This is a genomic window from Microbacterium sp., from assembly GCF_048259935.1.
Taxonomy (GTDB): domain Bacteria; phylum Actinomycetota; class Actinomycetes; order Actinomycetales; family Microbacteriaceae; genus Microbacterium.
Window position 1 is genome coordinate 547,177 of record NZ_JBLXHF010000001.1, and the last position, 23,228, is coordinate 570,404.

At 64.4% G+C, this 23,228-nt stretch carries 25 protein-coding genes; 21 read left to right on the forward strand and 4 right to left on the reverse strand.

The genetic code is table 11. From position 1 onward, the window contains the following. Positions 1-236 precede the first annotated feature (236 nt). The 5 genes from ACN0RC_RS02520 to ACN0RC_RS02540 all read left to right on the forward strand — a co-directional run bounded on the left by ACN0RC_RS02520 (position 237) and on the right by ACN0RC_RS02540 (position 5,642). Positions 237-2,510: a polyribonucleotide nucleotidyltransferase gene (locus ACN0RC_RS02520; RefSeq protein ID WP_417508475.1), complete on the forward strand. Its 2,274-nt coding sequence runs from the start codon at positions 237-239 to the stop codon at positions 2,508-2,510. Positions 2,511-2,717: 207 nt separating this feature from the next. Next, a complete protein-coding gene (locus ACN0RC_RS02525; protein WP_417508476.1) occupies positions 2,718-3,743 on the forward strand; it encodes an aldo/keto reductase in 1,026 nt (341 codons plus the stop codon). An 81-nt stretch (positions 3,744-3,824) separates the two neighbouring features. Beyond that, entirely contained in the window at positions 3,825-4,427 is a 603-nt protein-coding gene (locus ACN0RC_RS02530; RefSeq protein ID WP_417508477.1) for a histidine phosphatase family protein, read from the forward strand. 19 nt (positions 4,428-4,446) lie between these two features. Further along, a complete protein-coding gene (dapB, locus tag ACN0RC_RS02535; RefSeq protein WP_417508478.1) occupies positions 4,447-5,193 on the forward strand; it encodes a 4-hydroxy-tetrahydrodipicolinate reductase in 747 nt (248 codons plus the stop codon). After that, a complete protein-coding gene (locus tag ACN0RC_RS02540; protein ID WP_417508479.1) occupies positions 5,193-5,642 on the forward strand; it encodes a hypothetical protein in 450 nt (149 codons plus the stop codon). The genes dapB and ACN0RC_RS02540 overlap by 1 nt, the downstream gene beginning before the upstream one ends. Positions 5,643-5,669: 27 nt before the next feature. Here the strand turns inward: ACN0RC_RS02540 and ACN0RC_RS02545 are convergent, their stop codons facing one another. From ACN0RC_RS02545 to ACN0RC_RS02555, 3 genes are all read right to left on the reverse strand, one after another. After that, the gene (locus tag ACN0RC_RS02545; RefSeq protein WP_417508480.1) at positions 5,670-6,095 is read right to left on the reverse strand and encodes an OsmC family peroxiredoxin; all 426 of its coding nucleotides are present in this window, start codon (positions 6,093-6,095) and stop codon (positions 5,670-5,672) included. A gap of 71 nt (positions 6,096-6,166) precedes the next feature. Then, positions 6,167-6,739: a DUF4395 family protein gene (locus ACN0RC_RS02550; RefSeq protein WP_417508481.1), complete on the reverse strand. Its 573-nt coding sequence runs from the start codon at positions 6,737-6,739 to the stop codon at positions 6,167-6,169. Further along, positions 6,736-7,185, reverse strand: coding sequence for a TlpA family protein disulfide reductase (locus ACN0RC_RS02555; RefSeq protein ID WP_417508482.1), 450 nt, complete (start codon positions 7,183-7,185; stop codon positions 6,736-6,738). Before ACN0RC_RS02555 ends, ACN0RC_RS02550 begins: the two co-directional genes overlap by 4 nt. A 91-nt stretch (positions 7,186-7,276) precedes the next feature. On the opposite strand from ACN0RC_RS02555, the gene ACN0RC_RS02560 reads away from it, so the two are divergent. From ACN0RC_RS02560 to ACN0RC_RS02570, 3 genes are read left to right on the forward strand one after another with little or no spacing between them, the layout of a single operon-like run. Then, positions 7,277-8,086 (forward strand): thymidylate synthase, encoded by an 810-nt coding sequence (locus ACN0RC_RS02560; protein WP_417508483.1) that lies wholly within the window; start codon positions 7,277-7,279, stop codon positions 8,084-8,086. Further along, a complete protein-coding gene (locus tag ACN0RC_RS02565) occupies positions 8,083-8,559 on the forward strand; it encodes a dihydrofolate reductase (protein WP_417508484.1) in 477 nt (158 codons plus the stop codon). The genes ACN0RC_RS02560 and ACN0RC_RS02565 overlap by 4 nt, the downstream gene beginning before the upstream one ends. Continuing rightward, on the forward strand, positions 8,559-9,320 hold the full coding sequence (locus ACN0RC_RS02570) for an SDR family NAD(P)-dependent oxidoreductase (RefSeq protein WP_417508485.1): 762 nt from the start codon (positions 8,559-8,561) through the stop codon (positions 9,318-9,320). The genes ACN0RC_RS02565 and ACN0RC_RS02570 overlap by 1 nt, the downstream gene beginning before the upstream one ends. Positions 9,321-9,342: 22 nt before the next feature. On the opposite strand, the gene ACN0RC_RS02575 is transcribed toward ACN0RC_RS02570, so the two are convergent. Next, positions 9,343-9,882, reverse strand: coding sequence for an NUDIX domain-containing protein (locus ACN0RC_RS02575; protein ID WP_417508486.1), 540 nt, complete (start codon positions 9,880-9,882; stop codon positions 9,343-9,345). A 55-nt stretch (positions 9,883-9,937) separates the two neighbouring features. Here ACN0RC_RS02575 and dapA point away from each other — a divergent pair, with 55 nt between their 5' ends. From dapA to dapF, 13 genes are all read left to right on the forward strand, one after another. Then, positions 9,938-10,915: a 4-hydroxy-tetrahydrodipicolinate synthase gene (gene dapA, locus ACN0RC_RS02580; protein WP_417508487.1), complete on the forward strand. Its 978-nt coding sequence runs from the start codon at positions 9,938-9,940 to the stop codon at positions 10,913-10,915. A 66-nt stretch (positions 10,916-10,981) separates the two neighbouring features. After that, on the forward strand, positions 10,982-12,658 hold the full coding sequence (locus tag ACN0RC_RS02585) for a ribonuclease J (protein WP_417508488.1): 1,677 nt from the start codon (positions 10,982-10,984) through the stop codon (positions 12,656-12,658). A 59-nt stretch (positions 12,659-12,717) separates the two neighbouring features. Further along, positions 12,718-15,444, forward strand: coding sequence for a DNA translocase FtsK 4TM domain-containing protein (locus ACN0RC_RS02590; protein WP_417508489.1), 2,727 nt, complete (start codon positions 12,718-12,720; stop codon positions 15,442-15,444). Continuing rightward, entirely contained in the window at positions 15,444-16,022 is a 579-nt protein-coding gene (gene pgsA / locus ACN0RC_RS02595; RefSeq protein ID WP_417508490.1) for a CDP-diacylglycerol--glycerol-3-phosphate 3-phosphatidyltransferase, read from the forward strand. Before ACN0RC_RS02590 ends, pgsA begins: the two co-directional genes overlap by 1 nt. Continuing rightward, positions 16,019-16,516, forward strand: coding sequence for a CinA family protein (locus ACN0RC_RS02600; RefSeq protein WP_417508491.1), 498 nt, complete (start codon positions 16,019-16,021; stop codon positions 16,514-16,516). The genes pgsA and ACN0RC_RS02600 overlap by 4 nt, the downstream gene beginning before the upstream one ends. A 144-nt stretch (positions 16,517-16,660) precedes the next feature. Next, the gene (locus ACN0RC_RS02605) at positions 16,661-16,969 is read left to right on the forward strand and encodes a helix-turn-helix domain-containing protein (RefSeq protein ID WP_417508492.1); all 309 of its coding nucleotides are present in this window, start codon (positions 16,661-16,663) and stop codon (positions 16,967-16,969) included. Positions 16,970-16,993: 24 nt separating this feature from the next. After that, positions 16,994-17,215 carry a DUF3046 domain-containing protein gene (locus ACN0RC_RS02610; protein ID WP_417508493.1) on the forward strand — a complete coding sequence of 74 codons (222 nt, stop codon included), beginning with the start codon at positions 16,994-16,996 and terminating at the stop codon, positions 17,213-17,215. A gap of 270 nt (positions 17,216-17,485) precedes the next feature. Then, positions 17,486-18,541, forward strand: coding sequence for a recombinase RecA (gene recA / locus ACN0RC_RS02615; RefSeq protein WP_417508494.1), 1,056 nt, complete (start codon positions 17,486-17,488; stop codon positions 18,539-18,541). Then, positions 18,541-19,239, forward strand: coding sequence for a regulatory protein RecX (locus ACN0RC_RS02620; RefSeq protein ID WP_417508495.1), 699 nt, complete (start codon positions 18,541-18,543; stop codon positions 19,237-19,239). Before recA ends, ACN0RC_RS02620 begins: the two co-directional genes overlap by 1 nt. 32 nt (positions 19,240-19,271) lie before the next feature. Further along, positions 19,272-20,822: a tRNA (N6-isopentenyl adenosine(37)-C2)-methylthiotransferase MiaB gene (gene miaB, locus ACN0RC_RS02625; RefSeq protein ID WP_417508497.1), complete on the forward strand. Its 1,551-nt coding sequence runs from the start codon at positions 19,272-19,274 to the stop codon at positions 20,820-20,822. Then, complete coding sequence (miaA, locus tag ACN0RC_RS02630) at positions 20,815-21,729, forward strand: tRNA (adenosine(37)-N6)-dimethylallyltransferase MiaA (protein WP_417508499.1); 915 nt, start codon at positions 20,815-20,817, stop codon at positions 21,727-21,729. The genes miaB and miaA overlap by 8 nt, the downstream gene beginning before the upstream one ends. Beyond that, the gene (locus ACN0RC_RS02635) at positions 21,726-22,265 is read left to right on the forward strand and encodes a dihydrofolate reductase family protein (protein ID WP_417508501.1); all 540 of its coding nucleotides are present in this window, start codon (positions 21,726-21,728) and stop codon (positions 22,263-22,265) included. The genes miaA and ACN0RC_RS02635 overlap by 4 nt, the downstream gene beginning before the upstream one ends. Before the next feature lie 72 nt (positions 22,266-22,337). Further along, a complete protein-coding gene (dapF, locus tag ACN0RC_RS02640) occupies positions 22,338-23,210 on the forward strand; it encodes a diaminopimelate epimerase (protein WP_417508503.1) in 873 nt (290 codons plus the stop codon). The last annotated feature ends 18 nt before the right edge of the window (positions 23,211-23,228 follow it).

The following is a 23,228-nucleotide window of genomic DNA, read 5'->3' on the forward strand; positions in this document are numbered from 1 at the left end:
CGCTACGGCGGAGCCGATTATGCGCCAGTGGCTCCGTGACGGCGTGACGCCGCAGCTGGTCGGCGTGCCCGAAGCGTTCTCATGAGGATGCCTCTAGTGTCCGGGGTGTTCGGAGCTGCCGCGCTGATAAGCTGGAACTGGATTGCTGTGTGCAATCAGCGTGCGAATACGCGCGCGTACGTATGATCTCGCCCGTCACACGGACGGACGAGTCTAAACAAAGAAGGAGAGACCTCTTGGAAGGTCCTGAAATCACTGCCACCGAGGCCGTTCTCGATAACGGTCGCTTCGGCACCCGCACTGTCCGCTTCGAAACCGGTCGCCTCGCTCAGCAGGCCCAGGGTTCGGTTGCGGCTTATCTCGACGGAGAGACCATGCTTCTCTCCGCAACTTCCGCAGGAAAGCACCCGCGTGAAGGCTTTGACTTCTTCCCGCTGACTGTCGACGTCGAAGAGCGTTCGTACGCAGCAGGCAAGATCCCCGGGTCGTTCTTCCGTCGTGAGGGACGCCCCTCCACTGAGGCGATCCTCGTCTGCCGTCTGATCGACCGCCCGCTGCGCCCGTCGTTCGTCGACGGACTCCGCAACGAGGTCCAGATCGTCATCACGGTTCTCTCGATCGCCCCGGGCGAGTACTACGACGCGCTGGCGATCAACGCGGCATCCGCCTCGACGCAGATCTCCGGCCTGCCGTTCTCCGGTCCGATCGCAGGCGTCCGCCTTGCGCTCATTCCTGGCCAGGGCGAGAACGCCGACCAGTGGGTGGCGTTCCCGAACCAAGCCCAGGTCGAAGAGGCCGTGTTCGACCTGATGGTCGCCGGTCGCGTGATCACCAAGGCTGACGGCACCGAAGATGTCGCGATCATGATGGTCGAGGCAGAGGCCACCGAGAACAGCTGGAACCTCATCAAGGGCGGCGCAGTCAAGCCCAGCGAAGAGATCGTCGCCGGCGGTCTTGAGGCGGCGAAGCCGTTCCTCAAGCAGCTCGTCGAGGCTCAGGCTGAGATGGCGAAGCACTCGTCGAAGGCGCCCGGCGTCTACCCGGTGTTCCCGGCGTACGAGCAGGCCACCTACGACTTCATCTCAGCCTCCGCAACGGCTGATCTCGAGAAGGTCTACCAGATCGCGGACAAGGTCGAGCGTCAGAACGCTGACGACGAGGTCAAGGACCGCGTCAAGGCCGAGGTCGCCGCAGCCATCGAGGCGGGCACTCTGCCCGCGTCGGCAGCGAGCGAGGTCTCCGGTGCGTACAAGTCCGTCACCAAGGGCATCGTCCGCGGCCGCATCCTCTCCGAGGGTGTCCGCATGGACGGCCGCGGTCTTGCAGACATCCGTCCGCTGGACGCAGAGGTGCAGGTCATCCCACGCGTGCACGGTTCGGCGATCTTCCAGCGCGGTGAGACCCAGATCATGGGCGTCACCACGCTGAACATGCTCAAGATGGAGCAGCAGATCGACTCGCTGTCGCCCACGACGAGCAAGCGCTACATGCACCACTACAACTTCCCGCCCTACTCGACCGGTGAGACCGGCCGCGTAGGTTCGCCGAAGCGTCGCGAGATCGGGCACGGCTTCCTCGCCGAGCGCGCCCTTGCACCGGTGCTGCCTAGCCGTGAGGAGTTCCCCTACGCGATCCGTCAGGTGTCTGAGGCTCTCAGCTCCAACGGTTCGACGTCGATGGGCTCGGTCTGCGCATCGACCCTTTCGCTGCTGAACGCAGGTGTGCCGCTGCGTGCAGCTGTTGCCGGCATCGCGATGGGCCTGGTCACCGATGAGGTCGACGGACAGACGCGCTATGCCGCGCTGACCGACATCCTCGGCGCCGAAGACGCACTCGGTGACATGGACTTCAAGGTGGCAGGAACCAGCGAGTTCATCACCGCGATCCAGCTCGACACGAAGCTCGACGGAATCCCGTCGGACGTTCTGGCCGGCGCGCTGACGCAGGCCAAGGATGCTCGTCTGACCATCCTCAACGTGCTGAACTCGGCGATCGACTCGCCTGACGAGATGGCGCCCACCGCGCCGCGCGTCATCAGCGTGCAGATCCCGGTCGACAAGATTGGTGAGCTGATCGGCCCGAAGGGCAAGACGATCAACGCGATCCAGGACGAGACGGGCGCTCAGATCTCCATCGAGGAGGACGGCACCGTCTACATCGGTGCGGTTGATGGACCGTCGGCCGAGGCCGCACGTGCCCAGGTCAACGCGATCGCCAACCCCACCAACCCTGAGGTCGGCGAGCAGTTCCTCGGAACCGTTGTGAAGATCGCATCGTTCGGTGCGTTCATCTCGCTGCTCCCGGGCAAGGACGGCCTGCTGCACGTTACCGAGGTGCGCAAGCTCGCCGGTGGCAAGCGCGTCGAGAACGTCGACGACGTGCTCTCGGTCGGTCAGAAGATCCTCGTGAAGATCACGAAGATCGATGACCGTGGCAAGCTGTCGCTCGAGCCCGTGCTCGACGACGCACCGGCTGAAGAGGCACCTGCGGCAGAGACCGCAGAAGCGTAAGTCTTCGCTTTCAGGCCCGGATGCTGCCCCGTTGGGACAGGATCCGGGCCTTTTCGCGCTTCCGTTATAGAAAAGTTATTGGAACTTCCGACTCCGTTACGCGCAATGGTCGGGGAGTTCACGGTTCTCGCTTACCCTCGAAGTACGCACCGGGGGGTGTACAGGAATCCCTGTTCTTCTCGGAGGACACGCGCGGGGGTGATGAGGATGCGACTGTTCGGTCAAGGGACAGCAGAGTCTTCCACACGCTCCCAAGATTCGACCCAGCATCCCTCAGCTCCGATTCCCGTGGTCGGGCCAGGCGTTGGCGAGACGATCCGCGTGCCGCTCGGCGAGAGCGGCGTCAGCACCTTCCCGCTGATGCTCGGGGCAGCGGAGTTCGGTTGGAACGTCGATCTCGAGACCAGCCACGCCATTCTCGATCGCTACGTCGAGTTCGGCGGCAACGCCATCCACACGGCAGACGGTTTCTCCGGCGGGCGAAGCGAGCACATCATCGGCCAGTGGTTGCACTCCCGCGGCCGGCGCGACCGCACCGTGCTGAGCGTACGCATCGGGACTCACGCCGATAACCCGGGACTCGGTTCGGTGAACCTCGTCCGTGCAGTCGAAGGCTCGCTCACTCGGCTCGGCGTCGAACGCATCGATGTGCTGTACCTCGATGCGACTCTCGACCAGACGAGCAACCTCGAAGACACTCTCGCCACGGTGGAGTGGCTGCGCGACGCTGGCAAGATCGGCACGCTCGGCGCGTTCCGGTTCACGCCCGAACGACTCGTCGAGGTGCGGATTCTCGCCTCGGCGGGGTATCCGCGCATCGAAGTGCTCGACGAGCCGTACAACCTGATCAGGCGCGACGCCTTCGAAGGTGATCTCCGTCTTGTCGCCGGTGCGCAGAACCTCGCGGTGACGCCGTCTCACGCGCTCGAGCACGGTTTCCTCTCCGGACGCCACCGCAGCAAGGCCATGATGTCCAGGGGGGTGCGAGGAGAGCAGCTGCGCAGTCACCTGAATCGGCGAGGCATCCGAATTCTTCGCGCGCTCGATCAGGTGGCCACTGAGGTGAATGCGCCGGTCGCGGCGGTATCGATCGCTTGGCTGCTCGCACAGCGCACGATCGCGGCCCCCATTGTCAACAGCTTCGCCACCGAGCACGTCGACGAACTCATGCAGGGCGCGGGCATCACGCTTTCGCGGACACAGCTCGCAGATCTCACTCGCGCAGGCAACTGAGCCGGTCGCACCTGCACGTGTCTTCTTCGGCCGGTAGGGTGGAAAGGCCGGGCAGACGGACGGCGACGAAGCGAGTGGGTTGTGACGCACTATATATATCTGGTCAGACATGGTGAGCATCAAGATGCCGAGCACGGCATCGACGACGGACCTCTTTCTCCCCGAGGTCAACGTCAGGCCGAGCTGATCGCAGATCGTCTGTCAGGACTCCCGTTGGATGCTGTCTGGCATTCGCCGTTGCTGCGCGCAACTGAGACCGCACGAGCGATCGCCGAGCGGCTGCCGTCGATCACTCCTGAGCCGTCGGCGCTGCTCTTCGATTGCGTTCCGACGGGAATGACGCCGGACACCCCGGCGGTGTATGAGTCCTTCTTCGGATCGGTGACGGATGCCGAGGTCGAGGCGGGCGGCGCCCAGATGTCCGATGCCGTGAACGAGTTCCTCGTCCGCAAACAGGGTGACGTCCACGAGGTGCTGATCACACATAACTTCGTCATCGCGTGGTTCGTGCGAGAGGTTCTCGAAGCTCCCGATTGGCGCTGGATGACGTTGAACCAGGCGCACTGTGGGCTCACGACCATCGTCCAGAAGCAGGGGCGTCCGTGGTCGTTGATCAACCACAACGAGCTGAGTCATCTTCCTATGGAGTTGCGCACCGGCCTGCCGGACGACACGCTCGTCTGAGCCGAATTAGACTGGCCTCATGACCAAGCAGGTGGCCCTTGTCGGCGGTTCCGGCAAGCTCGGAACGATCATAAAGACGGTGATCGACGAGCTCGACGGCTTCGACGTGACACGCGTGCTCACGTCGTCCAGTGATCTCAGCGAGCTCGACGGGGTGGATCTCATCGTCGACGCATCGACCCCGCAGGTCAGCATTAATGTCGTGCGGGCAGCCGCCGAACGCGGCATCAACGTGCTGGTCGGCACTTCCGGCTGGTCTGCCGAGCGCATCTCGCTCGTGCGCCCGCTCGTGGATGCCGCGGGCACGGCGGCGGTCTTCATTCCGAACTTCTCGCTCGGGTCGGTGCTCGGCTCGGCGTTGGCGGCAGCAGCTGCGCCGTTCTTCCCTTCGGTCGAGATCATCGAGGCGCACCGCGACACCAAGATCGATTCACCGAGCGGCACCGCCGTCCGCACGGCCGAGCTCATTGCCGCAGCACGTGCGGATCAGGGTCCGGTGGATGCTCCGCACACAGATCAGCGCGCGCGAGGCCAGCAGGTTGCGAGCGTGCCAGTGCACTCGTTGCGCAGACCCGGTGTCATCGCCCGTCAGGACGTCATTCTGTCCGGCCCGGGGGAATCGCTCACCCTGACCCACGACACGGTGGAGCCCGCCCTTGCGTATGCTCCCGGCATCCGTCTTGCCGTGCCGTTCGCGGCTGAGGCACGAGGGGTCGTCGTCGGCTTGGAGAACATGCTCGACATAGACATTCGGACTCGCTCGTGATGGCGCGCGCCGGCGTGATCGTCGTCGGTCTGTGTCTGATCCTCTACTTCGTCCTCACCGGACAATGGGCGTATCTGTATCTCGTCAGCGGTACGCCGATCGGCATTGCAATGGGTGTGGCGCTCATCGTGCTTCCGCTGATCGGTGCATGGGCGCTGGTGCGCGAGATCCAGTTCGGAATCCAGGCCGATCGACTGGGAACGCAGTTGGATGCGGAAGGCGGGATGCCGCCAGCGGAAACCGAGCTGAGCGCGCGAGGAAAACTCGCCAAGGCCGATGCTGAGTCTGTCGTGCAGCGTTACACGACGGAGGCAGAAGCGGCCGTCGACGATTGGCGGGCACGCTACCGCCTCGGTGTCGTGCAAGAGGCCGCAGGGCGCCGCAAAGACGCCCGCGCGAGCATCCGCGAGGCGATCCGCCTCGCCAAGATTCGGCCAGCCGCATCGTGAGATAGGCCAGCCGAACCCTGTCGAAGATCAGGCGAGCGTCGCCTCGAGGGTGATCTCGATGCCGGCGAGAGCCTGAGACACGGGGCATCCGGTCTTCGCGCCCTCGGCGATGGTCTGGAACTGCTCGGGCGTAAGCCCGGGCACCGTCGCGTTCACATTGAGGTGGCTGCCGGTGATTCCGACGCCCGGCTTGAACGTGACGGACGCGGTGGTGTTCACGCGCTCGGGCGGGGTGCCGTTCTCCGCGAGAGCATTCGAGAGCGCCATGCTGAAGCAGGATGAGTGCGCGGCCGCGATCAGCTCTTCGGGCGTGGTGGTCGTGTCGGAGCCCTCGCTGCGGGCCTTCCAGTTGATGGGGAACGTTCCGAGGTTCGATGAGGAGAAGGTCACATCTCCCGATCCCTCCATCAGGGAACCGTTCCAGGCGGTGATGGCTTCGCTGGTGACGGGCATGGTTCCTCCAGAGTCGTGGCTGTCTGTCCGGCCAGCCTATCGACCATGGCTCCGCCGGGGAACAGGCGAGCTCAGCCGGCTGCGGGTTCTCTGCCGACGAGACCTGCGCGCTGCAGCAGCAGGTAGATCTGGCAACCGAGGCAGAAGGCGAAGCCGGCGTTGAGGAAGGCCGCGACGAACGCGGCAGCGGCCGCGATCGGCAGTGCCCACGCAACGCCGGCCAGATGCAGCACGAGACCGACGGTGACGACGACGAGTCCTACGCCCTGAGCGAAGCGCGGGGGACGAGCATCTTCCAGCTCGGTCGGAGCCGACAGCCGCGGACGCACGACGCGCCGAAAGAGCACGCCCCACGGTGCGGTGCGGGGAAAGGCAACTCCCCAGAGAAAGAGAAGCGCGATGACCAAGAGGGCGAGGAACCCAGGATCGAGCACCCGCTGCGCGAACGATGCCGATGGGAGCGCCCATGCCGCCCCGGGGGAGAAGGTGGCTCCAGCGAGCGGTTGATAGGCAAACCAGCCGAACGACGCTCGCGCCGTCGAGAGGCCGACGAGGCTCAGAATGAGCGCTGCGAGGAGCAGAACGGAGGTGATGGTCGCCGCGAATCGCGGACCGCGGGGATCGATGCCCGACGGGGTGGTCATGACTGCTCCTGTCTCTCTCGGGGCGTCCGCGACGCTGCACGCAGCGTGGTGATCGCCTCAGTGATCGAGCCGTGATCGGGAACGCCGCCCCAACGCGCCGCGACCTTGCCGGATGCGTCGATGAGGAAAGTCGTCGGCGTCTGGAGCACGTGATATTTCGCCGCGAGATCGCTGCTCCGGGTCAGGTCGATCTCTGCTCGTGCGATGCCGTTCGCGCTTGCGATCTCACCGAGCAGTCGGCGCACCTGCGGGCAACGGGCGCACAGCTCAGTGCTGAACTGCACGAGAGTGATGCCGGTGCGCCGACCGTTCGGGAGATCCTCGTCGCTGACGCGGACAGCTCCACCCGAACGACGCCGTCCGTCCTGGGCGCGGGCGATGAGGCCCACTGCGAGTGCGACTGCCATAACCGCACCGGCGATGAGCAGAGCGGTCGAAACAGGCATTCTCCAAGAATACGGATGCAAGGCGTTCGCAGACTCGAGATGACGGCCAATGACGCCTCGGTCGAGGTTGATCCCGGGTATCGTGGCAGGCATGAGCGCCGACGTCCCCACGCAGTATGAAAACCTCCTGCGCGAGGTGCTGGACTCCGGAACGCACAAGGATGATCGCACCGGTACCGGCACCACGAGCGTGTTCGGCCGACAGATCCGCTTCGACCTCGCGAAGGGCTTCCCGCTGATCACCACCAAGCGGGTGCATTTCAAGTCGATCGCGTACGAGCTGCTCTGGTTCCTGCGCGGAGACTCGAATGTGTCGTGGCTGCGGGACAACGGCGTCACGATCTGGGATGAGTGGGCCGACGCCGATGGCGATCTGGGGCCCGTCTACGGAGTGCAGTGGCGCTCGTGGCCGACCCCGGATGGCGGACACATCGACCAGCTGTCGCAGGTCGTGGAGCAGATCCGTGCGACGCCGGATTCTCGTCGGCTGATCGTCTCCGCATGGAACCCTGCGGATATCCCCGATATGGCGCTCGCGCCGTGCCACGCTCTGTTCCAGTTCTACGTCGCTGACGGCAAGCTGTCATGTCAGCTCTATCAGCGCAGCGCCGACATGTTCCTCGGCGTTCCGTTCAACATCGCCAGTTACGCGCTGCTGACGATGATGATCGCCCAGCAGGCGGGACTCGAACCAGGAGACTTCGTCTGGACCGGCGGAGACTGCCACGTCTACGACAACCACGTCGAGCAGGTGCGAGAGCAGCTGACGCGTGAGCCTTACGCCTATCCGACGCTTCGTTTCGCGCGCAAGCCCGAGTCGATCCTCGATTACACCTATGACGACTTCGTCATCGAGGACTATCAGCACCACCCCGCAATTCGAGCGGCGGTCGCCGTATGACCTGGGTCGGACTGATCTGGGCAGAAGCATCCGGCGGTGTCATCGGCGCAGACGGGGGGATGCCCTGGCACGTGCCAGAGGACCTGGCGCACTTCAAAGAAGTTACGCTGAGCACCCCCGTGGTCATGGGTCGCAAGACCTGGGACTCACTTCCCGAGCGATTCCGACCGCTCCCCGGGCGCGAGAACATCGTCATCACGCGTCAGCAGGACTGGCAGGCTGACGGCGCGCGCCGTGCAGCCGATCTTCCGGCAGCGGTGCGGGGGCTGGAAAAGGTGTGGATCATCGGCGGCGCCGAAATCTTCGCCCAGGTCATCGGAGAAGCTGATCGCCTCGAAGTCACCGAGCTCGAGCTCGCGGTCGCCGGAGACTCTTACGCACCGTCGAAGGCGGGCTGGCGGCTCGTCGACGAAGGGGAGTGGCAGACCTCTCGCACCGGCATCCGCTATCGATTCCTGGGATACGAGCGCTGATGCCCACAGCTCTCATCACGGGTGCGAGCGCCGGGCTCGGCGCGGAATTCGCCCGCCAGCTCGCACAGCGCGGCGCTGACCTCGTGCTGGTCGCTCGATCTGCGGTTTCGCTGGAGGCGCTTGCGGACGAGCTTCGCGAGGCGCACGGGATCTCTGTCGACGTCCTGCCCGCTGATCTCGTCACGAAAGAGGGGATGGCACTCGTTGTGGCCAGGATCGCCGATGCGCAGCATCCGATTGATCTGCTCGTCAACAACGCAGGGTTCGGTCTGCCGCTGCACTTCGCTGACAACGACATCGAAGACGAGGTGCGCCACCTTCGCATTCATGTCGAGGCACCGATCCGCCTGATGCACGCAGCGCTCGGCAGCATGCGCGGGCGGGGCGGTCGGATCATCAATGTGGCCTCGGTTGCCGGATTCATCTCTCGTTCGACCTACTCCGCGTGCAAGCAGTGGCTGATCGGCTTCAGCCGGTGGGCGAATGCCGAATACGCCCGCGACGGCGTCAGCGTGACGGCGGTGTGCCCCGGATTCACGCACACGACATTCCATGAGCGGATGGGACTTGCGCCAGGGCAGGAGGGCATTCCCGCGATCGGCTGGCTGAACGCCTCCGACGTCGTGCGCGAGGGCTTGCGGGATGCTGCCCGTGGCAAAGCGGTTTCGGTCCCGTCGCTGCGCTACAAGCTGGTCGTCGCACTGACTCGGGTCCTTCCGTCATCGCTCACCGCAGGCGCTGCGCGCCGCGGCCGCATCTGAGCGACACGTCTTCGCGAAGCACTCAGGCGAAGCGTCCGAGTCGGATGCCGGCGTAGGCCAGCGCCGCGACCGTCTCACCATCGCGGATGCGACCGTCAGCGACCATCTGGAGCACCTCAGCGAAGGGCACCCAGGACACCTCTTCGATGCCCTCCTCTTCATGAGCGGCGCCTGCGCTGTCTGCCGCGCTCAGACCGCGCGCGAGGAAGACATGCTCGGGTGCAACGGTGACGCCGTTGAGCGCGTTCATCGATCCGAGCAGCGACCATTCCTCGGCCTGCATGCCGGTCTCCTCGAAGAGCTCTCGCTGGGCGGCAGTGAGAGGATCCTGCCCGTCGCTGCCTCCCGCCGGAACCTCGATCGAGCGACCGGTCGTGTAGCGCTCGAGCGTGACCAGGCACACCCGATCCTCGTCATCCAGCGCCACGATGAACACAGAGTCGTTGCGCATTGTGACGACGCCGTAGATGCCGTCGCCGGCTGGTCCTGTCACGGCGTCTTCTCGCACGGAGATCCAAGGGTTCTCATATACGAGACGGGAATCGCGGGTCTGCCAGCTCATGATCGTGAGCATATCCGGGGCGATCGGTGAGGGCTGAAACCGATACGCTGGAGGAATGACGCATTCGAGCAATCCTTTCGGTCAGGTTCTCGTCGCGCTCGTCACTCCGATGACGGCCGACGGTGAGGTCGACTGGGATGCCACAGAGAAGCACATCGACGATGTCATCACCGCCGGTGCCGATGGCATCGTCGTCACCGGTACGACGGGGGAGACCTCGACGTTGACCGACCCGGAGAAGCTCAAGCTCGTCGAGGTGGGCAAGTCCGTATCTGCCGGGCGCGCGAAGATCATCACCGGCGGTGGTTCCAACGAGACCGCGCACGCCATCGAGCTCTACAAGGCGAGCGAGAAGGCCGGCGCCGACGGCATCATGATCGTCACGCCGTACTACAACAAGCCGACTCAGGCCGGAATCCTCACCCACTTCCGTCTGGTCGCAGACGCCACGGACCTTCCCGTGATCCTCTATGACATTCCGGGTCGCACCGGGGTGCCGATCAAGTACGAGACGCTTCTGCGACTCGCGAAGCATCCGAACATCCTCGCGGTCAAAGACGCCAAGGGCGATTTCAGCGAGGTCAGTCGTGTGCTGAACCAGACCGACCTGATGTACTTCTCCGGTGATGACGCGAATGCACTGCCGCATCTTTCGATCGGTGCGACCGGACTCATCGGTGTGACGGGAAACATCACGGCGACTCCGTATCGCACGATCGTTGACGCGGTCAATCGCGGCGACCTGTCGGCTGCGACTGCAGAGCACAAGCGCCTCGAGCCGCTGGTCCGCGCGGTGATGACCCACGTCCCCGGCACCGTGTCGGTGAAGTACATCCTGCACGGTCTCGGACGCATCTCCAGCCCGCGCGTGCGGCTGCCGCTGGTGGGCCCGGAGGAGTGGGAAGCAGCCCTCATCGAGGATGATCTCGCGGTTGTCGCCGGCCTCCCCGGCGCCGATTTTTCGAATTTCCGCCCCGACCGCAATGCGGCCGCTGGCGGTGCGCTGCCGAAGGTGCACGGCACGACGCGCTGAGACGACGGGCGCAGAGCGCGCCCACTTTGCAATACGGGCACGACGTGTCCGATAGAGGAGACATCAATGTCCATTCCCATCGCAGCTCCTGGGCCACTCGCCGATGGAACGCTCCGCGTCGTCCCTCTGGGCGGGCTCGGCGAGGTCGGCCGCAACATGACCACATTCGAGTACAACGGCAAGATCCTCATCGTCGACTGCGGCGTGCTCTTCCCCGAAGACCACCAGCCCGGCGTCGACCTCATCCTCCCGGATTTCGAGCCCATCAAGGACCGTCTTGATGACATCGTCGGCGTTGTGCTCACCCACGGTCACGAGGACCACATCGGCGCGGTGCCGTACCTGCTGCGTCTGAAGAGCGATATTCCGCTGATCGGTTCCGGCCTCACGCTCGCACTGGTCGAGGCGAAGCTGAAAGAGCACCGCATCAAGCCGTTCACGCTCACCGTGAAGGAAGGGCAGCGCGAGACGGTCGGGCCGTTCGACCTCGAGTTCATTGCAGTGAACCACTCGATCCCGGATGCTATGGCCGTTGCGATCCGCACGCCAGCCGGTCTCGTGCTCGCTACCGGCGACTTCAAGATGGACCAGCTGCCACTGGATGGCCGCATCACCGACCTCCGCGCCTTCTCGCGCCTCGGTGAAGAGGGAGTCGACCTGTTCCTCGTCGACTCGACCAACGCCGACGTGCCCGGATTCACCCCTACCGAGAAGTCGATCGGCCCGGTTCTGGACCAGGTCATCGCCAAGGCGACTCGCCGAGTCATTGTCGCGAGCTTCTCCAGCCATGTGCACCGCGTGCAGCAGGTGCTCGACGCCGCGCATGCCAACGGTCGTCGGGTGGCGCTGCTCGGGCGCAGCATGGTGCGCAACATGGGCATCGCCGCGGATCTCGGATACCTCAAGGTGCCCGAGAACGTGCTGATCGATTACAAAAAGGCCAAGGACATCCCCGACGACAAGATCGTCTACATGTCTACGGGTTCACAGGGCGAGCCGATGGCAGTCCTCAGCCGCATGGCAAACCTCGACCACGCCATCGAGCCAGGGGAGGGCGACACCGTCATCCTCGCGTCGAGCCTCATTCCCGGCAACGAGAACGCGGTGTACCGAGTGATCGACGGGCTCACCAAGCTCGGCGCGAACGTCGTGCACAAGGCCAACGCCCGCGTGCACGTCTCCGGTCACGCGGCCGCTGGCGAGCTGCTGTACTGCTACAACATCCTCAAGCCCAAGAACGTGCTCCCCGTGCACGGCGAGTACCGGCACCTCATGGCGAACGCCAAACTCGCCCAAGAGACCGGCATCCCCGAAGAGAACACTCTGCTCGCATCGAACGGCACCGTGATCGATCTGAAGGACGGCCAGGTTCGCGTGGCCGGCCAGTACGACATCGGCTTCGTCTACGTCGACGGCTCCACGGTCGGTGAGATCACCGATGCCGACCTCAAGGATCGTCGCATCCTGGGCGAAGAGGGCTTCGTATCGATCATCGTGGTGGTGGATGCCGCCACTGGGCGCATCATCACCGGCCCTGAGATCCACGCGCGAGGCATCGCCGAGGATGACGCGGTGTTCGATGATGTCGTGCCGAAGATCGTCGCCGCGCTCAAGGAGGCATCCGGCAACGGGGTACGCGACACGCATGCGCTTTCGCAGGTCGTTCGCCGCACGATCGGTCGCTGGGTGAACCAGAGGCTCCGTCGCCGGCCGATGATCGTCCCGCTCGTCATCGAGGCCTGATCGGTCAGAAAGCCGCGTCATTACGCGGCGATGTCGGTGCCCGACCGTAGTCTGTGAGTATGGCCAGGAGTACTACGAAGACCGAGCGCGCTTCCGAGAAAGCACCCGCGCGCTCGAGGGCCAAGACGGCTGCGGCGCCGAAGAAGTACATCGACGATGTCGATAAGCCGCCGCTCGCCGTCCGGGCGTGGACAGGGCTGGCGCACGGCGTCGGCGGTCTGTTCCGCGCGTTCGGCCCTGAGTCTCTCGAAAAGGACCAGCGACGCGACGGGTTCCCGTTCCTGCTGGTGATCCTGGCGTGCCTAGGCGCGGTCAATGAGTGGTTCTTCATCGGCAACGAGGTCGCCCAGAACATCAGTGCGTACTCGGTGGGGCTTCTGGTGGGTCGTACGGCATTCCTCATGCCTGTGCTGCTTCTGATCCTCGCTGGGTGGCTGTTCCGGCATCCATCATCGGTCAACGACAACGGTCGTATCGGTATCGGTTTCGGCCTGTTCGTGCTCTCCATCGCCGGCATCTGCCACCTTGCGGGCGGCCAGCCGCAGCCCAAGGACGGCATGCCTGCGTTGAGCGCTGCCGGCGGTCTTTTCGGATGGATGCTAGGCGAGCCGCTCTCCTACCTGACCGACATTCCCGCCTATGTCATCCTCGCCGTGCTCATCGCCCTGAGTATTCTCATCATCACGAAGACGCCACCGAACCGCATCGGTGCTCGACTCGGCGATCTCTACGCGTGGATGTTCGGTGCGGAACGCGTCGAGAAGCCGGTCAGAGAAGCCGAGCCCGAAGGAGAATTCGAGCAGGGCGACGACCCGGATGTGCTCCCATGGTGGCGACGCAACAAGACGGGACGCGAGGAAGACCCTGACGACGGCATCGGCTCGCAGGACCTTACTGAACTGCTCGCGACCGCCGATGAGGCCCCCGCCAACCACACCGCCTTCGATCAGGCGATCATCGTCGACGATCCATCAGACTCCGTGACCGAGGTCCTCACCGACGTCGAGGGCGTGATGGCCGGACTCGGCTCGCAGGGCGGCACCGCGCTGCTCGACGACTACGGCGACACCGGCGAGCAGCCTGAGCTTCCCGGTCTCTCCGGCTTCGGCACAGAAGGCCCGGGCGACCGCGGCCTGCAGGCACCGGCAGCGCCGTATGTACTGCCTTCGACCGCGGTGCTGCGTGAAGGTCCGCCGCCGGTGGTCCGCTCCGATGCGACCGACCGCGTCATCGAGCAGATTACGGGTGTGTTCACCCAGTTCAAGGTCGACGCGCAGGTGACGGGTTTCTCGCGCGGTCCGACGGTGACCCAGTACGAGGTCGAGGTCGGTCACGGCGTCAAGGTCGAGAAGATCACTCAACTGAGCAACAACATCGCCTACGCCGTGGCATCCAACGATGTGCGGATCCTCTCGCCGATCCCCGGCAAGAGCGCAATCGGCATTGAGATTCCGAACGCCGATAAAGAGATGGTGGCGCTCGGAGACGTGCTGCGCTCGCCCGCGGCGCAGAAGAGCACCCACCCGATGACGATCGGCGTCGGCAAGGATGTCGGCGGCAACATCGTCGTCGCGAACCTCGCGAAGATGCCGCACCTTCTGGTTGCGGGTTCCACGGGCTCGGGTAAGTCGAGCTTCGTGAACTCGATGATCACGAGTCTGCTGATGCGTGCGAGGCCGGCCGATGTCCGCATGGTGCTCATCGACCCGAAGCGCGTGGAACTCACCAGCTACGCCGGCGTTCCGCACCTGATCACCCCCATCATCACGAATCCCAAGAAGGCCGCTGAAGCGCTGCAGTGGGTCGTCAAAGAGATGGACATGCGCTATGACGACCTCGCGTCGTTCGGATTCCGGCACATCGATGACTTCAACAAGGCTGTGCGCGCTGGTGAGGTCGAGCTGCCGGTCGGCAGCGAGCGTGTCCTCAAGCCCTACCCGTATCTGCTGGTCGTGGTCGATGAGCTCGCTGACCTCATGATGGTGGCGCCGCGCGACGTGGAGGACTCGATCGTCCGCATCACTCAGCTCGCGCGTGCCTCCGGCATTCACCTGGTCCTTGCAACTCAGCGTCCGAGCGTCGATGTGGTCACCGGTCTCATCAAGGCCAACGTGCCCTCTCGCCTCGCGTTCGCCGTGACGAGCGTCACTGACAGCCGAGTGATCCTCGATTCGCCAGGAGCTGACAAGCTGATCGGCCAGGGCGATGCCCTGTTCTCTCCAATGGGCACGTCCAAACCGTTCCGGCTGCAGGGGGCCTGGGTCGAAGAGAGCGAGATCGACGCCGTCGTCAAGCACGTCACGGCACAGGCTCGCCCCGAGTATCGCTCTGACGTTCAAGAGGCGATGGACCCGGCGAAGAAGAAGAAAGAAGTCGACGAAGACATCGGCGACGACCTCGAGGTGCTGCTCGCCGCCGCTGAACTCGTCGTCTCTTCGCAGTTCGGCTCGACGTCGATGCTGCAGCGCAAGCTTCGCGTCGGCTTCGCGAAGGCCGGCCGACTCATGGATCTGCTCGAATCGCGCGAGATCGTCGGTCCTTCTGAGGGATCCAAGGCCCGCGACGTGCTCGTCACCGCCGAGCAGCTCCCGGCAGTGATCGCGAAGCTGCGAGGTGATGACGTTCCTGCCTCGGCCCCTGCAGCCTCTGCATCTCAGGCAGCTCCCGCCCCGGTCGAATCGGTCGACTACGGACGCGACCCGATCGAGTCGCAGTTTGACGGGCTTCCAATCGAAGACAATGGCGACGGCGATGAAGACGCCTGGGGCCTGACAGGACGCGACTGATGACAATTCCGCGGCAGCTGCCGAACGCGATCACGATCGCTCGCATACCTCTCGCGGTGGTGTTCTTCGTGCTGTTGCTGCTGGGAGGCACGTACGGGGACGATGACCTCGGCATCCGCTGGATTGCCGGCGCGCTTTTCGTGCTGGCGATCTCCACGGACTGGGTCGATGGCTACCTCGCGCGCAAGTACGACATCGTCAGCGACTTCGGAAAGCTCTGGGACCCGATCGCGGACAAGCTGCTGACGGGTGCCGGTTTCGTGGGCTTGGCGATTCTCGCCGAATGGCCGTGGTGGGTGGTCATCGTCATCCTCATTCGTGAGTGGGGCATCACTGTGCACCGCTTCATCGTGGCCAGCAGCCATATCGTCGCCGCTGCCTGGATGGGCAAGCTCAAGACTGCTTTCCAGGGTGTGGCACTGAGCTGGTGGCTGCTTCCGCTTCATCAGCTCATCGGGATGGACTGGTGGACCGGGATCGGCATCGTCCTCATGTACGCCGCTCTGGTGCTGACCGTCGTAAGTGGCATCGACTATGTGGTCTCTCAGATGCGCGGATCGAGAACGGCTCGGTCATGAACCGGCGTATCGAGGCTGATGCGGCTCGGCTCGTATCGGTGCTCATTGCGAAGGGCTTGACGTTGGGTGTGGCTGAGTCACTCACCGGAGGTGCTCTCTGCGCAGAGCTCGTCTCGGTTCCGGGTGCATCGGCCACGCTTCTCGGCGGGGTCGTCGCCTACGCGACACCGGTCAAGGCGACGGTTCTGGGCGTGGATGAGGCGCTCCTCGACACGCACGGGCCGGTTCACTCCGAAGTCGCAGCGCAGATGGCTACCGGAGTGCGCAAGGCGGTGCAGGTCGCGGGACGCCCGGCCGACGTGGGAATCTCGACCACGGGGATCGCCGGGCCTGATTCGCCAGATGGCCAACCGGTCGGCACGGTGTGGATCGGCGTCGCCGTCGGCGAACGCACTGAATCTCAGGTGTTTCGATTCGATGGTGATCGAAGCGCGGTGCGAGAGCACGCTGTCCGCGCAGCGATCGGCGCTGCGCTCCGGATGCTCGGGGAATAGCTCGCGCGAGCTCGGCGTTGTCATATACGTGTTGCTCAAAGCGAAAGCACAGCGTGTAAAGGTAGCGTTTTCCCCAGCGAGTCGGGTTAGACTGGCGATCCGTTCGGAGGAGACTTCGGTAAGGGGAATGGAGAGGAGGTTCCAATGATTCTTGTACGACAGGAAATCGGCGACGTGCTGAGGGACTTCCGCCTGCAGAAGGGGCGCACTCTTCGACAGGTCGCGAGTAAGGCATCTGTTGCGCTGGGTTATCTCAGCGAGGTAGAGCGTGGCCAGAAAGAGGCCTCCAGCGAGATCCTCGCTTCTGTTGCTGAAGCGCTCGATGTCCCCATCTCCATCATCATGCGCGAAGTCGGCGACAGGATCTCTGTGCTCGAGGGCATTCAGGTCTTCCCCGATGTGGTTCCCGATGACCTCATGGCATCGGTCGAGTCCGAGCTCTCCCTGCACTGATACGGCAACGGGTTCAGCGAGCGGATGCGACGCAGTGAATTTCTTCGTGCTGTCGAAGATGAGTTCGGGCGGCGTTCTGTCACCCTCCTGAACGACCTCGTTCTGAGCGCGGTGGGTAATCGAACTCCCACCGAGGCGCTTGAGGCGGGTGTCCCGCCGCGAGAGATCTGGCTTGCGCTCTGTGCCGAGGCGGACGTTCCTGCGGAGCGCCGGTACGGAGTCGGACGGCTCGAGCCGCGCAAGTAGCGCTTCTTCGCAGCGGATGCTGTGTTCGTAACCGGATGCCGCACCAGCGGCGTGTCGTCGAATATGTGTTCGATGTGCGCGTATCGTTCTGCACAAGTGGTTTCGAGGTCTCGTTGTCCACCGTTCGTGGCATTTCCGTTGCAATGTCGGAGGTCCCTCGTACGGTGATTTCAGGCCAAGAAGCCATACGCCTTGTCGGAGAGCCCGTCCCAACCGGGGCGGCCGCGACAGCCTATAGGCGGCACCACGCGAACACGAGGAGCACACATCATGCCATCAGCAGCAGACCGCGAGAAGTCTCTGGAATCAGCTCTCGCCCAGATCGACCGCCAGTTCGGAAAGGGCTCGGTCATGCGGCTGGGCAGCGACGAGCGCGCACCAGTGGCCGTCATCCCGACCGGATCCATCGCCCTCGACGTGGCGCTCGGTGTCGGTGGCCTCCCGCGTGGCCGCATCGTAGAGATCTATGGCCCGGAATCCTCCGGTAAGACGACGCTGACGCTGCACGCCATCGCCAACGCACAGCGCGCCGGTGGCATCGCCGCCTTCGTCGACGCGGAGCACGCTCTCGACCCCGAGTACGCGAAGAAGCTCGGTGTCGACATCGACGCCCTCCTGGTCTCTCAGCCCGACACAGGTGAGCAGGCCCTCGAGATCGCCGACATGCTCGTTCGCTCCGGGGCCATCGACCTCATCGTCATCGACTCCGTCGCGGCTCTGGTACCTCGCGCTGAGATCGAGGGCGAGATGGGTGACTCGCATGTGGGTCTGCAGGCACGCCTCATGTCTCAGGCGCTCCGCAAGCTCACCGGTGGTCTGAACCAGACCAACACCACCATGATCTTCATCAACCAGCTGCGCGAGAAGATCGGCGTGTTCTTCGGTTCTCCGGAGACCACGGCCGGCGGTAAGGCGTTGAAGTTCTACGCCTCAGTCCGCCTCGACATCCGCCGCATCGAGACGATGAAGGACGGTACTGAGGCCGTCGGCAACCGCACCCGCGTCAAGGTCGTGAAGAACAAGATGGCACCGCCCTTCAAGCAGGCGGAGTTCGACATTCTGTATGGAACGGGCATCTCACGTGAAGGCAGCCTGATCGATTTCGGTGTGGAGCATGGTCTCGTGAAGAAGTCGGGCTCGTGGTACACCTACGAGGGCGATCAGCTCGGTCAGGGCAAGGAGAACGCACGCTCGTTCCTCATCAAGAACGCCGATATCGCGTTGGAGATCGAGACGAAGATCAAGCAGAAGCTCGGCATCGGCGGCGCTGCTGCGCCTGAAGCGGTGCCTGCGGCTGACGAACTCGCGCAGCGCCGTCCGGCCTGATGAGTCCCGCACACGATGACGGGGGCGAGGATCGTCTCGCCCCCGTCATCCCACTCTTCGGCGGCAAGATGACCCGCGCATCAGAGCTGGCACGCGACGAGGCCCCCACCGAGCCTCGATCGACGGCAACGCCGGTGCACTCTTCTGTCCAGGGGCGCCGGCCGCCGCAGAGACCAGAAGAATCCGATCCCGACGACGTCGCACGGCATGCAGAAGGGGCGCTGGTCCGCAAGCTGCGGGCTCGCTCCCTGTCTGTATCCGAGGCGCGACAGGTCCTGCGCGGCCAGGGACTCGATGCCGCCGGCATCGATGATGTGATCGACAGATTCTGCGAGCGGGGCTACCTCGATGACGCGCTGCTCGCCGAGCATCTTGTCATCTCAGGCATCGAGCGCAAAGGCCAGGGCCGTGTGGCTCTCTCTCGCGCGCTCGCACAGCGAGGTGTTCCGCGCGATGTGATCGATGCCGCACTCGGTGATCTTCCCGACGATGACGCAGAGCGCGCACTGGAGTTCGCCAGAACGAAGGCGCGGTCGCTGTCGCGATTGGACTTCGATACCGCGCTGCGCCGGCTGATGGGACAGCTCGCTCGTCGAGGGTATGGGGGATCAGTGGCGATGACAGCGGCACGGACTGCGCTGGCCGAAGCGTCGCTCGGCGGCCCGACCACAGGTGTTCGTTTCGTCGACTCGGACTGACGCTCAGATTCCGCTCGTAGAATAGGGGCACCATGACTACTCCGCGCAGCGAACCGACGATCATCACGGCCTCACCGGCTGCCGTTGATGCCGACGGACACCAGCGAACCTATGAAGTGCGCACTTTCGGGTGTCAGATGAACGTGCACGATTCAGAGCGACTCTCGGGATCGCTCGAGAGCGCCGGGTATCTGCGGGCGGATGCCGGCACAGAAGCCGATGTCGTCATCATCAACACGTGCGCTGTGCGCGACAACGCCGCAGGAAAGCTCTACGGCACGCTCGGTCATCTCGCCTCGGTCAAACGTCGCCGAGAAGGCATGCAGATCGCCGTCGGCGGTTGTCTCGCCCAGATGGACAAAGACGCGGTTCTCGACAAGGCGCCCTGGGTCGATGTGGTCTTCGGCACGCACAACATGGGGTCGCTGCCTGGACTCCTCGAGCGCGCGAAGCACAACGGTGACGCCGAGCTCGAGATTCTCGAGTCTCTCGAGGTGTTCCCTTCGACGCTGCCCACCAAGCGCGACTCGGCGCACAGCGGCTGGGTGTCGATCTCGGTGGGGTGCAACAACACTTGCACGTTCTGCATCGTGCCGAGCCTCCGCGGCAAGGAGAAGGACCGACGCCCAGGAGACATCCTCAATGAGATCCGCCTCCTGGTCGAAGACGGCGCCATCGAAGTCACCCTCCTCGGCCAGAACGTCAACTCCTACGGTGTCGAGTTCGGAGACCGTCAGGCCTTCAGCAAGCTGCTGCGCGCTGCTGGTGAGATCCACGGCCTCGAGCGGATCCGCTTCACGAGCCCGCACCCTGCCGCGTTCACCGACGATGTGATCGATGCCATGGCCGAGACGCCTGCTGTCATGCCGCAGCTGCACATGCCGCTCCAATCGGGGAGCGATCGCATTCTCAAGGCGATGCGCCGTTCGTACCGCAGCTCGAAGTTCCTCGGGATTCTCGATCGAGTGCGCGAGCGCATGCCGTATGCGGCAATCTCCACCGACATCATCGTCGGCTTCCCCGGTGAGACCGAAGAAGACTTCGAAGACACCATGCGCGTGGTCGAGCAGGCTCGCTTCGCGAACGCCTTCACCTTCCAGTACTCGATCCGTGAGGGTACGCCGGCGGCGACTATGGCGGACCAGGTCCCCAAGGCGGTCGTCCAGGAGCGCTACAACCGCTTGATCGCCCTGCAGGAGAAGATCTCCCTCGAAGAGAACGAGAAGCAGGTCGGACGCGAGGTGGACGTGCTCGTCTCGGTGGGCGAAGGCAAGAAAGATGCCGCGACGCACCGTCTGACTGGCCGGGCTGAAGACAACCGTCTCGTCCACTTCGAGGTGACCGAAGGATCAGAGATTCCGCGGCCAGGTGACGTCGTCACAGTCAAGATCACGCATGGTGCGCCCTTCCATCTGCTCGCCGATGACCCGACGGGTGCGCCGCTGCGTATCCGCCGCACTCGTGGCGGCGATGCGTGGGACCGTGCGCAGGCGGAGTCGTGCGGTATTCCGGCATCCACCGGCGAAACCGGCGCTCCACGCGCGGTCTCGCTGGGGCTCCCCACGCTCCGCGTCGGTGTCTGAGCAACCGCGCCTATGGGCGATCGTCGGGGCCACCGGTACAGGCAAGAGTGATCACGCACTCGGTCTCGCTGAAGCGCTGCGCGCTGACGGAAATCCCGCAGAGATCGTCAACGCCGATGCCATGCAGCTCTACCGCGGCATGGATATCGGCACGGCGAAGCTCCCCGTCGCCGAGCGTCGCGGCATCCCGCACCATCTGTTCGATGTGCGAGACGTCACAGAGGAAGCGGCAGTGGCGTGGTATCAGCCGCTTGCTCGCACGGCGATCGCAGACATTCACGCACGTGGCGGCGACGCCATTCTCGTCGGAGGCTCGGGGCTGTACGTCTCAAGCGTGATCTTCGACTTTCGGTTTCCGCCGCGCGATCCCGCGATCAGGGCACGGCTCGAGCGAGAGCTCGAGGAACTCGGCAACAGGGCTCTCTATGAGAAGCTCGTCGCTGCGGACGCGGCGACCGCAGCGAAAGTCGATCCGAAGAATGGTCGCCGAATCGTGCGTGCGCTCGAAGTGCTCGAGCAGGGCGCGCAGACGCACGGCGCCGCACTGCCGGATGCTCCTCAACCGTGGCACGCCGACACCCGCATCATCGGTCTGCACGTCGAGCGGCCAGAGCTTGTTGAGCGGCTTGACCGGCGCGTAGAGGGCATGTGGGAGCAGGGGATGCTTGAGGAGGCATCCGCGCTCCGAGAAGCAGGGATCGAACGAGGTATGACCGCACCGCGAGCGATCGGGTATGCCCAAGCGCTTGCGCAGTTGTCGGGCGAGAAGAGCGAAGCCGAAGCCATCGCTGAGACACAGGCGCTCACGCGTCGGTATGCCAGACGCCAGGTCTCGTGGTTCAAGAGATATCCCGCGATCAGATGGGTCTCGCCGATGTCTGACCCTCGTGACATCCTGGCGGGATGACGACGCATTACTACACGGCTTCGAGCCTTGATGGTTTCATCGCGACGGCACAGCACTCACTCGACTGGCTGCTGAAACAAGACATCGATGAGAACGGGCCCATGGCGTATGACGGGTTCCGCGCGATGTTGGGGGCAATGGCGCTCGGCGCGACGACCTACGAATGGGTTCTCGCTCACGAAGGCTCCTGGCCGTACACGCTGCCGGCGTGGGTGTTCACGCATCGTGCGATCTCCGTGCCCGAAGACGGGTCTGTGCGGCTCACGCAGTCCGATGTGCGCGACGTGCACGCCGAGATGACGGTCGCCGCGGGCGGCAAAGATCTGTGGATCGTGGGCGGGGGAGACCTTGCCGGCCAGTTCGCCGATGCCGGACTCCTCGACGAGGTCTGGGTGCAGTATGCACCGGTCACACTGGGGAGTGGTTCGCCCGTGCTTCCGCGGGGGCTCGACCTGGAACTGATCGATGTCGCGCGCAACAGGGACTTTCTGTGCGGGCGCTATCGCGTGCTGCGCCGAACGCCGAACACGAAGTAGGCCGCCGGTCCGATCCAGTTCACGAGAATCACTGGAATCCAGCGGTGGGCGCGTGCTCTCTAGAATGAAGAAATGGTCGCATTCACCAAAGGGCACGGCACAGGCAACGACTTCGTCATCATTGCCGATCCTGACGGCGAGCTCGAGCTCACTGCGGATCAAGTCGCCGCCCTCTGCGACCGTCATTTCGGCATCGGTGCCGACGGAGTCCTCAGAGTCGTCCGTTCCGCGTCGATCCCCGAGGGCTCTGCCGCCCTCGCGGAAGAGCCTGCGGCCGAGTGGTTCATGGACTACCGGAACGCCGACGGTTCGATCGCCGAGATGTGCGGCAACGGCATCCGCGTCTTCGCGCACTATCTGGTTCGCTCTGGGCTCGCAACGATCGAGCCCGGTTCCACGCTCCCGATCGGCACGCGTGCCGGAGTGCGTGACGTCACAGCGAGTGCGGACGGATACCAGGTCGACCTTGGTCGATGGAAGCTCTCGGACGTTGACCCGCTCGCGAAGGCTCGCGGCCTGGATGTGGCGCGCCCCGGCCTGGGCATCGACGTCGGCAATCCGCACGTCGTGGTCGCACTCGCATCGGATGAAGAGCTCGCAGGTCTCGAGCTCGAGTACATTCCAGAACTCGATCCTGCACTCCCTGAGGGCGCGAACATCGAGTTCGTCGTTCCGGGGGAACCTCTGGTTCGCGAGGGCATCGGTCACGTCACCATGCGCGTGTTCGAGCGCGGAGTGGGGGAGACGCTGAGCTGCGGCACCGGCGTTGCAGCGACCGCACTCGCTGTGCGCTACTGGGCCGGCGAGAGCGCTCCGGACCACTGGCAGGTCGAGGTTCCCGGTGGCATGCTCGGTGTGCGGATGTTCCCAGCCGACGACGGTGAACATGTGGCGCTCTCCGGACCAGCGCAGCTCGTCTACACGGGCACCATCGAGCTGTTCTGACAAGCCAGCCTGCCGCCG

Bases quoted from the DNA above. Each gene is read 5' to 3' on its own strand.
- ACN0RC_RS02525 (WP_417508476.1), top strand. From the start codon at position 2,718: ATGCGACTGTTCGGTCAAGGGACAGCAGAGTCTTCCACACGCTCCCAA.
- dapB (WP_417508478.1), top strand. From the start codon at position 4,447: ATGACCAAGCAGGTGGCCCTTGTCGGCGGTTCCGGCAAGCTCGGAACG.
- ACN0RC_RS02540 (WP_417508479.1), top strand. From the start codon at position 5,193: ATGGCGCGCGCCGGCGTGATCGTCGTCGGTCTGTGTCTGATCCTCTAC.
- ACN0RC_RS02545 (WP_417508480.1), bottom strand. From the start codon at position 6,095: ATGCCCGTCACCAGCGAAGCCATCACCGCCTGGAACGGTTCCCTGATG.
- ACN0RC_RS02550 (WP_417508481.1), bottom strand. From the start codon at position 6,739: ATGACCACCCCGTCGGGCATCGATCCCCGCGGTCCGCGATTCGCGGCG.
- ACN0RC_RS02555 (WP_417508482.1), bottom strand. From the start codon at position 7,185: ATGCCTGTTTCGACCGCTCTGCTCATCGCCGGTGCGGTTATGGCAGTC.
- ACN0RC_RS02560 (WP_417508483.1), top strand. From the start codon at position 7,277: ATGAGCGCCGACGTCCCCACGCAGTATGAAAACCTCCTGCGCGAGGTG.
- ACN0RC_RS02565 (WP_417508484.1), top strand. From the start codon at position 8,083: ATGACCTGGGTCGGACTGATCTGGGCAGAAGCATCCGGCGGTGTCATC.
- ACN0RC_RS02570 (WP_417508485.1), top strand. From the start codon at position 8,559: ATGCCCACAGCTCTCATCACGGGTGCGAGCGCCGGGCTCGGCGCGGAA.
- ACN0RC_RS02575 (WP_417508486.1), bottom strand. From the start codon at position 9,882: ATGAGCTGGCAGACCCGCGATTCCCGTCTCGTATATGAGAACCCTTGG.
- dapA (WP_417508487.1), top strand. From the start codon at position 9,938: ATGACGCATTCGAGCAATCCTTTCGGTCAGGTTCTCGTCGCGCTCGTC.
- ACN0RC_RS02585 (WP_417508488.1), top strand. From the start codon at position 10,982: ATGTCCATTCCCATCGCAGCTCCTGGGCCACTCGCCGATGGAACGCTC.
- ACN0RC_RS02590 (WP_417508489.1), top strand. From the start codon at position 12,718: ATGGCCAGGAGTACTACGAAGACCGAGCGCGCTTCCGAGAAAGCACCC.
- pgsA (WP_417508490.1), top strand. From the start codon at position 15,444: ATGACAATTCCGCGGCAGCTGCCGAACGCGATCACGATCGCTCGCATA.
- ACN0RC_RS02600 (WP_417508491.1), top strand. From the start codon at position 16,019: ATGAACCGGCGTATCGAGGCTGATGCGGCTCGGCTCGTATCGGTGCTC.
- ACN0RC_RS02605 (WP_417508492.1), top strand. From the start codon at position 16,661: ATGATTCTTGTACGACAGGAAATCGGCGACGTGCTGAGGGACTTCCGC.
- ACN0RC_RS02610 (WP_417508493.1), top strand. From the start codon at position 16,994: ATGCGACGCAGTGAATTTCTTCGTGCTGTCGAAGATGAGTTCGGGCGG.
- recA (WP_417508494.1), top strand. From the start codon at position 17,486: ATGCCATCAGCAGCAGACCGCGAGAAGTCTCTGGAATCAGCTCTCGCC.
- ACN0RC_RS02620 (WP_417508495.1), top strand. From the start codon at position 18,541: ATGAGTCCCGCACACGATGACGGGGGCGAGGATCGTCTCGCCCCCGTC.
- miaB (WP_417508497.1), top strand. From the start codon at position 19,272: ATGACTACTCCGCGCAGCGAACCGACGATCATCACGGCCTCACCGGCT.
- ACN0RC_RS02635 (WP_417508501.1), top strand. From the start codon at position 21,726: ATGACGACGCATTACTACACGGCTTCGAGCCTTGATGGTTTCATCGCG.
- dapF (WP_417508503.1), top strand. From the start codon at position 22,338: ATGGTCGCATTCACCAAAGGGCACGGCACAGGCAACGACTTCGTCATC.